Genomic DNA, 13,938 nt, shown 5'->3' with positions numbered 1-13,938 from the left:
TTGTTTCTGGAGATTACACAGGCGGGGCTGGTAATTCTCTGTAATAAACGCGGGCTTCGCGGAAACACGTGCATCCGGCGTCTCACATTATCCTTGCGGCATGGCAGGTTCAGAACCCGGTTCTTACTCTGCCGCGGCCAAACCCACAAGGCCGCTGCCCGCTTGGGCAGAACCCCACGCCAGATGGGGCGAGTGCCGCACCTGATGCGGCATACTGCAGCATCGCCGCGCCCACGACGGCGCGAAGAACGCCGGCGCATTGCGCGCCGCTTCCAGGATTCCGGAAATGCCCAACCCCGAACAAGGCCAACAACAACCTATCCCGCCGTCCCGCCCGCCGGAGGTCCCCGGCCCGGCCGGTTCGCCACGGCGCAAGCTGATCGCCGCGGCCCTCGTCGTACTGCTTGCCGGCGGCGGCTGGTACTGGTACAGCCATCGCGGCGCCGGTGCGGACGCACAGGGGACACAGGGCGCGCGCGGGCCCGGCGGGCCGGGGGGCGCAAGTGGCCCGGGCGCCGGTGGCCGCGGCGGGCCGGGCGGCCCCGGTGCCCCGCGCTCACCGGTGGTCGTGTCCACGGTCGCGCAGCGCGACATGGACGTGACCCTGAACGGCCTGGGCAACGTCACACCCGTGTCCAACGTCACCGTGCGCGCCCAGGTGTCGGGGCCGCTGCTCAAGGTGCTGTTCAAGGAAGGCCAGATGGTCAAGGCCGGCGACGTGCTCGCGGAAATCGACCCGCGTCCGTTCCAGGCCGCGTTCGACCAGGCCGTGGGCCAGCTCGCGCGCGACCAGGCGCTGCTGCAGAACGCACGGCTGGACCAGAAGCGCTACCGCACGCTGCTGCAGCAGGATTCGATTTCCAGCCAGCAGGTCGATACGCAGGATGCGCTGGTGCGCCAGTATGAAGGCGTGGTCAAGACCGACCAGGGCAATGTGGACAATGCGCGGTTGCAGCTCGGCTACACCAACGTCGTGGCGCCGGTGTCGGGCCGCATCGGCCTGCGCCAGGTGGATCCCGGCAATATCGTCAATACGTCGGATACCAACGGCATTGCGCTGATCACGCAAATCCAGCCGATTGCCGTGCTCTACACCATTCCCGAGGACAGCCTGCCCGCTGTGCTGAAAAAGCTCAATTCGGGCGAGAAAATGCCGGTGCAGGCCTGGGACCGCCAGATGCGCAACCAGCTTGGCGACGGCACGCTGCTGACCACCGACAACCAGATCGACACCACCACCGGCACGGTCAAGATGAAGGCCATCTTCCCGAACGCCGACGGCATGCTGTTCCCTAACCAGTTCGTCAATGTGCGCACGCGCGTGGACACGCTCAAGGACGCGACCGTGATCCCGGTCGCGGCCGTGCAGCGCGGACAGCAAGGCACCTTCGTCTACGTCGTCGACGACAGCAGCAAGGTCAGGGTGCAGGTCGTCACGCTCGGTCCCAGCGACGGCAACCGTACCGCTGTGCTCAAGGGCGTGGAGCCCGGCCAGCGCGTGGTAGTGGACGGCGCCGATCGCCTCAAGGAAGGCATGACCGTGGAAGCTGTGGACCCGGCCGCCCGCGCGGCCCAACTCGTGCCGGCCAGCCAGCCGCGCGGGCGCGGACGCCGCCGCGATGGCGGCAGCTGGGGCGGCGCCAGCGGCGCTCAAGGAGAACGTGGAGAGCGCGGCGCCAGCGCGCCGCAGGGTGAACATCGCCGCCAGCGCGAAGGTGCCGGGTCCGGCGCCGATGCGAGCGGCGCCGCGGCCGAGGCTCCTGCTCCCCGCCGCCAGCCGTAAGGAATCCGCATGAACCCGTCACGCCTCTTCATCGAGCGCCCGGTAGCCACGGCGCTGCTGATGCTGGCCATCCTGCTCTCGGGGCTGGTGGCCTACCGGCTGCTGCCGCTGTCCGCGCTGCCCGAGGTGGACTACCCCACCATCCAGGTCACCACGCTCTATCCGGGCGCGAGCCCCGACGTGATGACCTCGTCGATCACCGCGCCGCTGGAGCGGCAGTTCGGGCAGATGCCGGGGCTCAAGCAGATGTCGTCGTCCTCGTCGGGCGGCGCGTCGGTGATCACGCTGCAGTTCGAACTGACGCTGCCGCTGGACGTGGCCGAGCAGGAGGTGCAGGCGGCCATCAATGCCGGCAGCAACCTGCTGCCGTCGGACCTGCCGATGCCGCCGGTCTACAGCAAGGTCAATCCGGCCGACGCGCCGATCATGACCATTGCGATGACGTCCGACACGCTGCCGCTACCCAAGCTGCAGGACATGGTGGACACCCGCGTAGCGGCCAAGATTTCGCAGATCCAGGGCGTGGGTCTGGTCACGATCAGCGGCGGGCAGCGCCCCGCCGTGCGCATCCAGGCGAACCCCACCGCGCTCGCGTCGCTGGGCATGTCGATCGATGACCTGCGCACAGCCATCGGCGCGGCCAACGTGAACGGCGCCAAGGGCAGCTTCGACGGCCCGGCGCGCGCTTCCACCATCGACGCCAACGACCAGCTGCGTTCGGCCGACGAGTATAAGCAGATCATCATCGCGTACCAGAACGGCGCGCCGATCCGCATTACCGACGTCGCCGAGATCGTCGACGGTCCCGAAAACAACCGGCTGGCCGCCTGGGCCAACGGCAACCCTTCGATCATCCTCAATATCCAGCGCCAGCCGGGCGCCAACGTGATCGAGGTGGTGGACCGTATCAAGACGCTGCTGCCGCAGCTGCAGACCGCGCTGCCGGCTTCGGTCCACGCGCAGCTCATGACCGATCGCACGACGACAATTCGCGCGTCGGTGCATGACGTGGAATTCGAGCTGTTCCTGGCCATCGCACTCGTGGTGATGGTCATCTTCGTGTTTCTGCGCAACGTCTCCGCCACCATCATCCCCGGTGTGGCGGTGCCGCTGTCGCTCGTCGGCACGTTCGGCGTGATGTACATGGCCGGCTTCTCGATCAACAACCTGACGCTGATGGCGCTGACCATCGCCACGGGCTTCGTCGTTGACGACGCCATCGTCATGATCGAGAACATCATGCGCTACATCGAGGAAGGCGATTCCCCGATGGAAGCCGCGCTCAAGGGCTCGAAGCAGATCGGCTTCACCATCATCTCGCTGACGTTTTCGCTGGTGGCTGTGCTGATCCCGCTGCTGTTCATGGGCGATGTGGTCGGCCGCCTGTTTCGCGAGTTCGCGATCACGCTGGCGGTGTCGATCCTGATCTCGGCCGTGGTGTCGCTGACGCTCACGCCGATGATGTGCGCGCGGCTGCTGCGCCATGTGCCGGAAGACCAGCAGTCGCGCTTCCACAAGGCGACCGGGCGTTTCTTCGACAACGTGATCCACCGCTACGGCGTGGCGCTCGAATGGGTGCTGGATCGGCAGAAGGCAACGCTGGTGGTCGCTGTCGCCACGCTGGTGCTGACCGTGCTGCTGTACATGCTCGTGCCCAAAGGCTTCTTCCCGGTGCAGGACACCGGCCTGATTCAGGGCATCACCGAAGCCACGCAGACCACCTCGTTCCAGGCCATGGGCATCAAGCAGCAGGCCGCGGCGAAGGTGGTCGCGGAAGACCCTGCTGTGGCGAGCGTATCGTCGTTCATCGGCGTGGACGGCTCCAACACCACGCTCAACGCCGGGCGCATGCTGATCAACCTCAAGCCCAAGGGCGAGCGCGATTCGATCGACGTGGTCTCGCAGCGCCTGCAGCACGCGGTGGAAAAGCTCGGCGGCATCTCGCTGTACACGCAACCGGTGCAAGACCTGACGATCGAAGACCGCGTCGCGCGCACGCAGTACCAGTTCACGGTGGAAGACCCCGATCCGCAGAACCTGGCGACGTGGGTGCCGCGCCTGGTCGAGCGCCTGCGCCAGGAGCCCGAACTGCGCGATGTCGCCAGCGATCAGCAGAACAACGGCCTGCGCGCCTACGTAGACATCGATCGCGACGCCGCCGCGCGTTTCGGCATCACGACTGCCGTGATCGACAGCGCGCTGTACAGCGCATTCGGCCAGCGGCTGGTATCGACCATCTTCACGCAGTCGAGCCAATACCGCGTGGTGCTGGAAACCATGCCCGAGTTCCGCAAGGACCCGCAGTCGCTCGCCGAACTGCGCCTGCCCTCCTCGTCCGGCGGACAAGTGCCGCTGGGCGCGTTCGCGCGCATCAGTGAACGGACGGGTCCGCTCGTGATCAACCACCAGGGCCAGTTCCCGGCCGCGACCATCTCGTTCAACCTGGCGCCGGGCGAATCGCTGGGCGCCGCGGTCGACAAGATCACCAAGGTGGAAAACGAGCTGGGCCTGCCGATCTCGATGCAAACCGAGTTCCAGGGCGCCGCGCTGGCGTTCCGCGCGTCGTTGTCCAACACGCTGTGGCTGATCCTGGCCGCCGTGGTGACGATGTATATCGTGCTGGGCGTGCTGTATGAAAGCACGATCCATCCGGTGACCATCCTGTCCACGCTGCCGTCGGCCGGCGTGGGCGCGCTGCTGGCGCTGCTGCTCGCGGGGCAGGACCTCGGCATCATCGCGATCATTGGCATCATCCTGCTGATCGGTATCGTCAAGAAGAACGCGATCATGATGATCGACTTCGCGCTCGAAGCCGAGCGCGAAGGCGGCATGGCCCCGCGCGAGGCGATCTTCCAGGCCTGCCTGCTGCGTTTCCGCCCGATCCTGATGACCACCATGGCCGCACTGCTCGCGGCACTGCCCATGATGCTCGGCACCGGCATCGGCTCGGAACTGCGCCGCCCGCTCGGTGTGACCATGGTCGGCGGCCTGCTCGTGAGCCAGGTGCTGACGCTATTCACCACGCCGGTGATCTACCTGGCCTTCGACCGCGTGGCTTTCCGCCTCAAGGACTGGCGCAAGCGCCGCTTCGGTGATCCGGAAGAAGGCGGCACCGATGAAGGCGATCCGTCGTCAGCGGGGCCGCGATGAACCTGTCCGCCACCTTCATCCACCGGCCGGTCGCGACGGCGCTGCTCACCATCGGCATCTTGCTGGCGGGCCTGGCGGCGCTGCGGCTGCTGCCGGTGTCGCCGCTGCCGCAGGTGGATTTCCCGACCATTTCGGTCTCGGCATCGCTGCCCGGCGCTAGCCCCGAGACCATGGCCGCCACGGTGGCCACGCCGCTGGAACGCGCGTTGGGCACCATCGCGGGCGTGACGGAAATCACGTCGAGCAGCTCGCTCGGCTCGACCCGCGTGACGCTGCAGTTCGACCTGTCGCGCGACATCGACGGCGCCGCGCGCGATGTGCAGGCGGCCATCAATGCGTCGCGCGCGACGCTGCCGACCAGCCTGCCGAACAACCCGACTTACCGCAAGGTGAACCCGGCCGACGCGCCGATCATGATCATTGCGCTGACGTCGCCGACCATGACGCGTGGACAGCTCTATGACGCGGCGTCGACCATCCTTTCGCAGAAGCTGTCGCAGGTGGAAGGCGTTGGCCAGGTAACGATTGGCGGTTCGTCGTTGCCGGCGGTGCGCGTCGAACTGAACCCGACGGCGCTGAACAAGTACGGCATCTCGCTCGAGGATGTGCGCAATACCATCAGCGCCACCAACGCCAACCGGCCGCTGGGCACGGTCGAGAACCGCACGAACAACTGGCAGGTCTACGCCAACGACCAGGCGATGAAGGCGAGCGACTACATGCCGCTGATCATCCGCTACGCCACGCCGGGCACGTTCTCGTCGGCATCGGCCGGCGCGCTGATCGCCAGCACCGCGAATGCGACCGCAGTGGGCGGCGTGAGCACCAAGGTCGTCAACGGTGTGACCGTGACCACCATCACGACCAGCAGCGGCACGACCACCGTCACCAGTGGCGCCACGGGCGGCAACAACACGACGAGCGGTCCCAATTCCTTCGCGGTGCCCGTGCGCCTGCAGGACGTGGCAAGCGTCGTCGACTCGGTGCAGGACATCCGCAACGCGGGCTCCGCCAACGGCAAGCCGTCCGTGCTGCTGGTGCTCAACCGCTCGCCGGGCGCGAACATCATCGAGACCGTCGACCGCGTGCGCGACATGCTGCCAACGCTGCAGAAGATGATCCCCGGGGCCATCTCGATGGAAGTGATGATGGACCGCACGCCGACCATCCGTGCGTCGCTGCGTGAAGTCGAGCACACGCTGATGATCTCGGTGGCGTTGGTGATCATGGTGGTGTTCCTGTTCCTGCGCAATGTGCGCGCGACGTTCATCCCCAGCGTGGCAGTGCCGGTTTCGCTGATCGGCACGTTCGGGGTCATGTACCTGGCGGGGTTCTCGCTGAACAACCTGTCGCTGATGGCGCTGACGATTGCCACCGGCTTCGTGGTGGACGATGCGATCGTGGTGCTCGAGAACATCTCGCGCCATATCGAGGAAGGCATGAAGCCGCTGGCCGCCGCGCTGCGCGGTGCCCGTGAAGTCGGCTTCACGGTGCTGTCGATGAGCCTGTCGCTGATCGCGGTGTTCATTCCGCTGCTGATGATGGGCGGCATTGTCGGACGCCTGTTCCAGGAATTCGCGATCACGCTGTCGGTGTCGATCCTGGTTTCGCTGGTAGTGTCGCTGACGACCACGCCGATGATGTGCGCACGCCTGCTGCGCACGCCTGTGCCCGAGGAAGAACGGGGCCGCTTCTTCCGCGCGAGCGAACACGTGTTCCGCTGGCTGCATGACAGCTACGCACGCACGCTGGCCGTCGCGTTGCGCTACAGCGCGGTCGTGTGGCTGGTCCTGCTGGCCACCGTGGCACTCAATGTGTGGCTCTACGTGATCGTGCCGAAGGGCTTCTTCCCGCAGCAGGACACGGGCCGGCTGATCGGCTTTATCCGCGCGGACCAGGCTACCTCGTTCCAGGCCATGCAGCCCAAGCTGGACAACTTCATCCGGATCGTCCAGTCAGATCCGGCGGTGGAGAACGTCACCGGATTCACCGGCGGTTCGCAGCGCAATACCGGCCAGATGTTCGTCACGCTCAAGCCGCTGTCGCAACGCAAGGAAAGCGCCGACGCCATCATTGCGCGATTGCGCGTCAAGCTGTCCAAGGAGCCGGGCGCCAACCTGTTCCTGCAGGCCGTACAGGACATCCGTGTCGGCGGTCGGCAGAGCAGTTCGCAATACCAGTTCACCCTGCAGTCCGACGACCTGCAGGTGCTGCGCGACTGGGAGCCGAAGGTGCGCGCAGCGATCTCCAACATCAAGGGCATCGAAGACGTCGACACCGACACCAACGACAAGGGCCTGCAGACCTCGGTCATCATCGACCGCGACGCGGCATCGCGCCTCGGCGTGACGGCGCAGCAGGTCGACGCCGTGCTCAACGACGCGTTCGGCCAGCGCCTGGTATCGACCATCTACAACCCGCTCAACCAGTACCGCGTCGTCATGGAGCTGAGCCAGGAGTACCTGCAGGGACCGCAAGCGCTGCACGATATCTACGTGGTCACGGGCAACGGCCGCCGCGTGCCGCTGTCCGCGTTCGCCTCGGTGATGCCTACCAGTACGCCTCTGGGCGTGAACCACCAGGGCCAGTTCGCGGCGTCGACGATCTCGTTCAACCTTGCAGAAGGCTTCTCGCTGTCGCAGGCCACCGATGCGATCAAGCGCGCCATGGCGCAGATCGGCGCGCCCGAGACGCTGCAGGCGAACTTCCAGGGCGGCGCCAAGGCGTTCCAGGACTCGCTAAAGAGCCAGCCGATCCTGATTCTCGCTGCGATCATCACGATCTACATCGTGCTCGGCGTGCTGTACGAAAGCTACGTCCATCCGCTGACGATCCTGTCCACGCTGCCCTCGGCGGGCGTGGGCGCGCTGCTGGCGCTGCTCGCGTTCAAGACGGAGTTCAGCATCATCGCGCTGATCGGCGTGATCCTGCTGATCGGCATCGTGAAGAAGAACGCGATCATGATGATCGACTTCGCGATCGATGCGGAGCGGCGCGAAGGCCTGTCCCCGCGCGATGCCATCCACCGCGCCTGCCTGCTGCGCTTCCGCCCGATCCTGATGACGACCATGGCGGCGCTGCTGGGCGCGATACCGCTGGCCATCGGCCGTGGCGACGGTGCCGAGCTGCGCGCGCCGCTGGGCATCTCCATCGTGGGCGGGCTGGTGGTGAGCCAACTGCTGACCCTGTACACCACGCCGGTGGTCTACCTGACGCTGGATCGCTGGCGCCTGAAAGTGAAGGCCTGGCGCGAACGCCGCCGCGGCAACCCGCACGGCTCCGCACCGGCTGCCGGCACCGAATCCTGATGATGAAGATGAATCCGCTTTCCCGTTTCCTCTCCCTTGGCGCCGTGCCGCTGGCCTGCGCGCTCCTGCTCGCCGGCTGCGCCGTCGGCCCCGATTACCAGCGGCCCGACGCGCCGACATCGCCCGCTTTCAAGGAAGCCCCCGCCGACGCCGAAGGGTGGACCGGCGAGTGGAAGACCGCCGAGCCGCAGGACGCGCACGCCCGCCCACAATGGTGGCAGGTATTCGGCGACAGCCAGCTCGACGGGCTGATGTCGCAGGTACAGATCTCGAACCAGAACATCAAGGCCGCCGAGGCGCAGTACCGGCAGGCGCAGGCATCGCTGCAGGCAGCGCGGGCCGGCTTCTTCCCAACCGTCGATGCCCAGGCCGGCGTGTCGCGCGCGCGCGGCGCAAGCGGCAATACGATCAGCGGCCAAAGCGTCACACTCGGCGCCACGTGGGAACTCGACGTCTGGGGTCGCGTACGTCGCCAGGTGGAAAGCAGCGAAGCGAACGCGCAGGCAAGCCAGGCAGACCTTGCCTCGACGCTGCTGTCGACGCAGGCAACGCTCGCGCAAAGCTATTTCCTGCTGCGCATCGCCGACGCGCAAAAAGCGCTACTGGACCGCACGGTGGCGGACTACGCGAAATCGCTGCAGCTGGTCCAGAACCAGTACAAGGCCGGCACGGCGCAAAGGTCTGACGTGCTGCAGTCCGAAACGCAGCTCAAGAGCGCGCAGGCGCAGCAGCTCGATATCCAGATCACGCGCGCGCAGCTCGAACATGCGATCGCCGTGCTGATCGGCAAGCCGCCTGCGGAACTGTCGGTCGGGCAGGCTGATTTCGCTTCCACGCCGCCGCGTGTGCCGGTGGCCGTGCCGTCGCAGCTTCTGGAACGGCGGCCGGACATTGGTGCGGCCGAGCGTCGGATGGCGTCCGCGAATGCGCAGATCGGCGTGGCACAGGCTGCGTACTATCCGACGCTGTCGCTGTCCGCCAGCGGCGGGCTGACTGCGAGCACGCTTGCGCGCTGGGTGTCGCTGCCCGACAGGATCTGGTCGGTGGGTGCCGGGCTGGCTGGGACGCTGTTTGATGGTGGGCTGCGCAGTGCTGCGAAGGCGCAGGCGGTGGCGGCCTATGACCAGACCGTGGCCAACTATCGGCAGACGGTGTTGGGGGCGTTCCAGGAGGTTGAGGACAACCTTGCTGCGCAGCGGCTGCTGGAGCAGGAATCGGTTGTGCAGAATGATGCGGTACGGGCGGCGCGGGAGGCGTTAGCGCTCGTCAATAACCGGTATCGCGCCGGCACCGCCAGCTTGCTTGATGTGCTGGTCGCCCAGACGACGGCTTATACGGCGGAGCGGACTGCGTTGACCCTGATGGGACGCCAATACACCGCTAGCGTGGTGCTGATCAAGGCGCTCGGCGGGGGGTGGCATCAGGGGGATGGTGGGGTGGAGACTGTGGGACAGCGGTGATTTGCGTGGTTATCGTTCTTGGCTAGTGCCGCTGTTTCGCCGGCGTAGCCGGCGACTTACTTCTTGTCCGAGCGACAAGAAGATGGTGTGAACGCGCCCTCCCATCACTTCACCCCACTCGGCCGCGGCAAGACCTGCCCACAAATCCTGTCCCTTAACCACCGGGCCGCCTTCCCAGCCGGCCGCTGCTTGAGCCAGACAAGCTCCATCGCCACCGGCCAATCCTGTTCCTGAAACGCCAAGGGCGGCGATACCAGTTTCGCCGCAGCGGGCGAGTTCGCCACGACGTGCCACGGCACAAAGGCCCAGCCAAGTCGGCGTTTGACGAGTTCGACAATCACCCACTGGCTTTCCACCCACCACACATCGGAGGCCACCCGCAGCCGCATCTTTTCCTCGCTGTCGGTCCGCGTAGCGACCATCAGCTGACGGTAGCGCTTGAGCTCTTCCCAGTCGATCCGCTGGCCGCCAGCCAGCGGATGATCGGGCGCACATACCAGCTGCATCGGCACCCACCCGAGCGCGTGAAAGCCGAGCGCCGGCGGCAGGACCTCCTGTCGCCACATGATGCCGAGGTCAGCGCCGCCTTCCAGCACCAGCCGGCTGACGTCCTCCATCAGTGGAAACAGCAACTCCAGCTCGACGGCGGGAAACAGGCCCGAGAATTCTTCCAGCAGCCCGCCAAGCGTTTCTTCCGGATAGAGTTCGTCCACAGCCAGGACAAGGCGGGTCTCCACGCCCTCCCCGAGGCTCATGGCCACGCCGCGAAAGTGCTCGCAGCGCTCCAGGATCACCCGCGCCTCTGCCAGCAGACGCTCGCCGACCGGCGTCAGTACGGGATAGCGACCAGTACGGTCGAACAGCGCGTTGCCAACGTCGATCTCGAGATTGGCCACCGCCGCGCTGATGACCGACTGCGCCTTGCCGAGCCTGCGCGCAGCGGCAGAGAAAGAGCCGGTTTCGGCTGCCGCGGCAAAAGCCTGCAACTGGTCGATGGAAAGCGACATGATGGATGCTGCGGATGATGTATCGGATTTTGCGATACTACCTAACTTGGCAATCCCGTCAAACCAGATAGACTCCATCCCATCGCTTCATTTGCAGGAGAGTCTCATGCGCAACACCCGTGACCGGATCCGCCACGCCATTGGCTTTGAAGTCATCGGCCTGCTGGCGTTTGCCCCGCTCGCGAGCTGGGTGTTCGGGTACGAGCTGCACCAGATGGGACTGATCGGCGCGGTGGCCTCGCTGATCGCCGCCGGCTGGAACTATCTCTACAACCTGCTCTTTGACAAGGCCATGCTTCGGTTCACCGGGCAGTTGCGCAAGTCGGTCATTGTGCGCGTTCTGCACGCCATCCTGTTCGAACTGGGGCTGCTGATCGTATTCCTGCCGTCGGTGGCGTGGTACCTGGACATCAGCCTGCTCGATGCACTGATCATGGATATCGCCGTAGCCGGCTTCTACATGGTCTACGCGCTGATCTACAACTGGCTGTATGACATCGTCTTCCCGGTGCCGTCGCTGAAGGCAAAGCCGGAAGGCGGCACCGCGCTGGGCTGACCCGCCGGCCCGCGCACGCGGGCATTTCCCCATCCATTGGCGGCTTGTCCGGCCCCTCTCAAATAGTTATACGCCATAACAAATTTTGAGCTGATTGGACAGACGAACGCGCGCCACACGGCTTTGCCGATATCGGACAGGTCATTCCGCGCGCCGAACTGAAAGCCATTGCACTGCGCTCCAAGCGGCTCGCGCGCTTCGATCCGCAGTCGCTGCAGGCGAGCCGGCGCTGAGCCACGCGGCAACAACGACAACGATGGCCCCGCCACATGACACCCCTGCAAAACCACTATGGCTTTGACCAGCGCGGGCGCGCTATGCTCACGCTCGGGAATGGCAACTGGAAGCTGCTCAAATGAGCCCTGACTCGTCGGACGCCGCCGCTGGCACATCGAAGGTCACACGGTCCGCGCGAACGCTGCGCAAGCCGGCCGACCCGCTTGCAGCCGAGCCCGCGGCGGGAGGTGCAGGCGCCGAAGGCGGCTTCGATCCGCATGTGCCGGATATCGACTACGGCGTGCTCGACAGCCTGATCGGCTATGCCATCCGCCGCGCGCAGATCCGCATCTACGAAGATTTCGTGGCGTCGCTCGCGCAATGGCAGATCACGCCGCCACGCTTTTCCGCGCTGGTGATCATCTCGCGCAACCCCAAACTGAAGCTGACCGAACTCGCGCATATCCTCGGCATTGCGCGGTCCGGTGCGGTGTTGCTCGTCGATGCCTTGCAGGAGATGAGCCTGGTCGCACGGCGCCCTGCCCCCGGCGACCGCCGCGCCTACAGCCTGGTGCTCACGCCTGCGGGCAAGCGCACGCTGGCGGCGGCGAAGCAGGCCGTCATCGCCCATGACGCGCACGTGGCCTCGGCGCTGACCGAACAGGAACAGGCCACGCTCAAGTCGCTGCTCGCGCGCCTGGCGCCGCCGCGCCCGGAGTAGCCGCAGGCCGGTCTGACTGAACCATCAGCGCCGGCACGCGTGTCATCCGTCAGCCACCGGCCATGCGTTAACATGGCCGCCATGCCAAAAAGAATCACCGTATTTTGTGCGGCAGCCCTGCTGCTCGCCGCCACCCAGCCGCCCGTTCTGGCCCGCCCGGCCAAGGCGATCAAGACTTCCGCCAGCGCGCGGGCGGATGGTGCGCTCGTACGCGCCGGCTTGCCGGCCCCGGTCGCCACGGCGCTGCAGCGCGCGCACGTGCCGGCCAGCGCGGCCAGTTTCTATGTCGTGAAAATCGGGGCGCCGCAGGCGCGCGCAAGCTGGAACGCGCAGCAGCCGATGAACCCCGCTTCGACCATGAAGCTGGTCACCACGTTTGCCGGACTGCAGTTGCTGGGCCCCGACTACCGCTGGCAGACCTCGCTCTATGCCGACAGCCAGCCCGCCGGCGACGGGACGGTCAACGGCAATGTCTACCTGCGCGGACGCGGCGACCCGAAGCTGGTGCCGGAGGAAATGGCCAAGCTCGTCGCCACCGCGCGCGCGGCCGGCGCCACCACGATCAATGGCGACCTGGTGCTTGACCGCAGCTTCTTTGCCGATGGCCTGAACGGCAACGGCACCATCGATGGCGAGGTCCAGCGCGCGTACAACGTCAGCCCCGACGCACTGCTGTACGCGTTCAAGACGCTGTCGTTCACGCTCACCCCCAACGATGCCAGCCAGACCGTGGCGGTCTCGGTCACGCCGGCGCTCGCGCAACTGCGCCTGGACAACCGCCTGACGCTGACCAATGGCCGCTGCGGCGACTGGCAATCGAGCGCCACGCCGACCGTGGCGCCGCAGGCCGACGGCACGGTGCTGGCGTCGTTCTCGGGCAACTATTCGAGCGACTGCGGCGAGCACGTGCTCAATATCGCGGCGCTGTCGCATGCCGAGTTCACGTGGGGCGGCTTCGTGGCCGAGTGGCAGGCCGCGGGCGGCCGTTTCACGCACGTGCCGGCGATGCGCAGCGGCTCCGTCCCGCGCGGCGCGGTGCTGCTGGCGCGCCACTACGGCCAGCCGCTCGGCGCGATCGTGCGCGACATCAACAAGTATTCGAACAACGTGATGGCGCGCCAGCTGTTCCTGACCATCGGCGCGGAGATGGATCGCAGCGGGCCGGCCAGCACCGCGCGCTCCACGCGCGTAGTGCAGCGCTGGCTGAGCCGCCAGGGCCTGGATATGCAGGGACTGGTGCTCGACAACGGCTCGGGCCTGTCGCGCGACGAACGTATCAGCGCCTACGACATGGCGCGGCTGCTGCAGCAGGCGGCCGCGAGCAACGTCGGGCCGACGCTGGTCGATTCGCTGCCGATCCTGGGCGTCGACGGCACCTTGCGCAACCGGCTCACGCGCGCCAACGCCGCCGGCAATGCTTACCTCAAGACCGGCACGCTGCAGGACGTACGCGCGCTGGCCGGCTATGTCGATGCGCTCAATGGCGAACGTTACGTGGTGGTGAGCTTTATCAACCACCCGAACGCCTCACAGGCGCAGGAAGCCCATGATGCGCTGATGCAGTGGGTGTATCGCGGCGCACCCTGAAGCACCAGCGGCACGGGGATGCGCAGGCCGGCGTGGGCGCCGGCCAACGCCGCCCGGGAACTTGTTAAGTATCTACTTACCAGCGCCGCGTCCGACCCTATAATGGTGCGATGCCGGCAGCCCCCGCTGCGCCGGCCCTGTCTGCGCCTA

The 13,938-nt window shown here is 66.4% G+C and carries 8 protein-coding genes; 7 read left to right on the top strand and 1 reads right to left on the bottom strand.

Going from position 1 to position 13,938, the window contains the following annotated elements:
* Window positions 1-286 precede the first annotated feature (286 nt).
* From ACIGJG_RS02895 to ACIGJG_RS02880, 4 genes are read left to right on the top strand one after another with little or no spacing between them, the layout of a single operon-like run.
* The gene (locus ACIGJG_RS02895; RefSeq protein WP_483672730.1) at window positions 287-1,783 is read left to right on the top strand and encodes an MdtA/MuxA family multidrug efflux RND transporter periplasmic adaptor subunit; all 1,497 of its coding nucleotides are present in this window, start codon (window positions 287-289) and stop codon (window positions 1,781-1,783) included.
* A gap of 9 nt (window positions 1,784-1,792) precedes the next feature.
* Complete coding sequence (locus ACIGJG_RS02890) at window positions 1,793-4,933, top strand: MdtB/MuxB family multidrug efflux RND transporter permease subunit (protein WP_011296759.1); 3,141 nt, start codon at window positions 1,793-1,795, stop codon at window positions 4,931-4,933.
* Window positions 4,930-8,241: an efflux RND transporter permease subunit gene (locus ACIGJG_RS02885; RefSeq protein WP_011296758.1), complete on the top strand. Its 3,312-nt coding sequence runs from the start codon at window positions 4,930-4,932 to the stop codon at window positions 8,239-8,241. Before ACIGJG_RS02890 ends, ACIGJG_RS02885 begins: the two co-directional genes overlap by 4 nt.
* The gene (locus tag ACIGJG_RS02880; protein WP_011296757.1) at window positions 8,241-9,701 is read left to right on the top strand and encodes an efflux transporter outer membrane subunit; all 1,461 of its coding nucleotides are present in this window, start codon (window positions 8,241-8,243) and stop codon (window positions 9,699-9,701) included. The genes ACIGJG_RS02885 and ACIGJG_RS02880 overlap by 1 nt, the downstream gene beginning before the upstream one ends.
* Window positions 9,702-9,805: 104 nt before the next feature.
* On the opposite strand, the gene ACIGJG_RS02875 is transcribed toward ACIGJG_RS02880, so the two are convergent.
* A complete protein-coding gene (locus ACIGJG_RS02875) occupies window positions 9,806-10,708 on the bottom strand; it encodes a LysR family transcriptional regulator (protein WP_041679478.1) in 903 nt (300 codons plus the stop codon).
* A gap of 106 nt (window positions 10,709-10,814) precedes the next feature.
* On the opposite strand from ACIGJG_RS02875, the gene ACIGJG_RS02870 reads away from it, so the two are divergent.
* The 3 genes from ACIGJG_RS02870 (at window position 10,815) to dacB (ending at window position 13,788) form a co-directional block, all read left to right on the top strand.
* Complete coding sequence (locus ACIGJG_RS02870; protein WP_011296755.1) at window positions 10,815-11,264, top strand: PACE efflux transporter; 450 nt, start codon at window positions 10,815-10,817, stop codon at window positions 11,262-11,264.
* 355 nt (window positions 11,265-11,619) lie between these two features.
* A complete protein-coding gene (locus ACIGJG_RS02865; RefSeq protein ID WP_011296754.1) occupies window positions 11,620-12,201 on the top strand; it encodes a MarR family winged helix-turn-helix transcriptional regulator in 582 nt (193 codons plus the stop codon).
* A 72-nt stretch (window positions 12,202-12,273) separates the two neighbouring features.
* Window positions 12,274-13,788, top strand: coding sequence for a D-alanyl-D-alanine carboxypeptidase/D-alanyl-D-alanine endopeptidase (gene dacB, locus ACIGJG_RS02860; protein WP_011296753.1), 1,515 nt, complete (start codon window positions 12,274-12,276; stop codon window positions 13,786-13,788).
* Window positions 13,789-13,938 lie beyond the last annotated feature (150 nt).

The sequence above is a fragment of the Cupriavidus sp. C1SS-2L genome, from assembly GCF_057073735.1.
This window is presented reverse-complemented; position numbering and strand designations above follow the sequence as displayed.

Coding starts and splice junctions, on each gene's coding strand:
- ACIGJG_RS02875 (WP_041679478.1), bottom strand. CDS start 10,708: ATGTCGCTTTCCATCGACCAGTTGCAGGCTTTTGCCGCGGCAGCCGAA.
- ACIGJG_RS02890 (WP_011296759.1), top strand. CDS start 1,793: ATGAACCCGTCACGCCTCTTCATCGAGCGCCCGGTAGCCACGGCGCTG.
- ACIGJG_RS02880 (WP_011296757.1), top strand. CDS start 8,241: ATGATGAAGATGAATCCGCTTTCCCGTTTCCTCTCCCTTGGCGCCGTG.
- ACIGJG_RS02885 (WP_011296758.1), top strand. CDS start 4,930: ATGAACCTGTCCGCCACCTTCATCCACCGGCCGGTCGCGACGGCGCTG.
- ACIGJG_RS02895 (WP_483672730.1), top strand. CDS start 287: ATGCCCAACCCCGAACAAGGCCAACAACAACCTATCCCGCCGTCCCGC.
- ACIGJG_RS02870 (WP_011296755.1), top strand. CDS start 10,815: ATGCGCAACACCCGTGACCGGATCCGCCACGCCATTGGCTTTGAAGTC.
- ACIGJG_RS02865 (WP_011296754.1), top strand. CDS start 11,620: ATGAGCCCTGACTCGTCGGACGCCGCCGCTGGCACATCGAAGGTCACA.
- dacB (WP_011296753.1), top strand. CDS start 12,274: ATGGCCGCCATGCCAAAAAGAATCACCGTATTTTGTGCGGCAGCCCTG.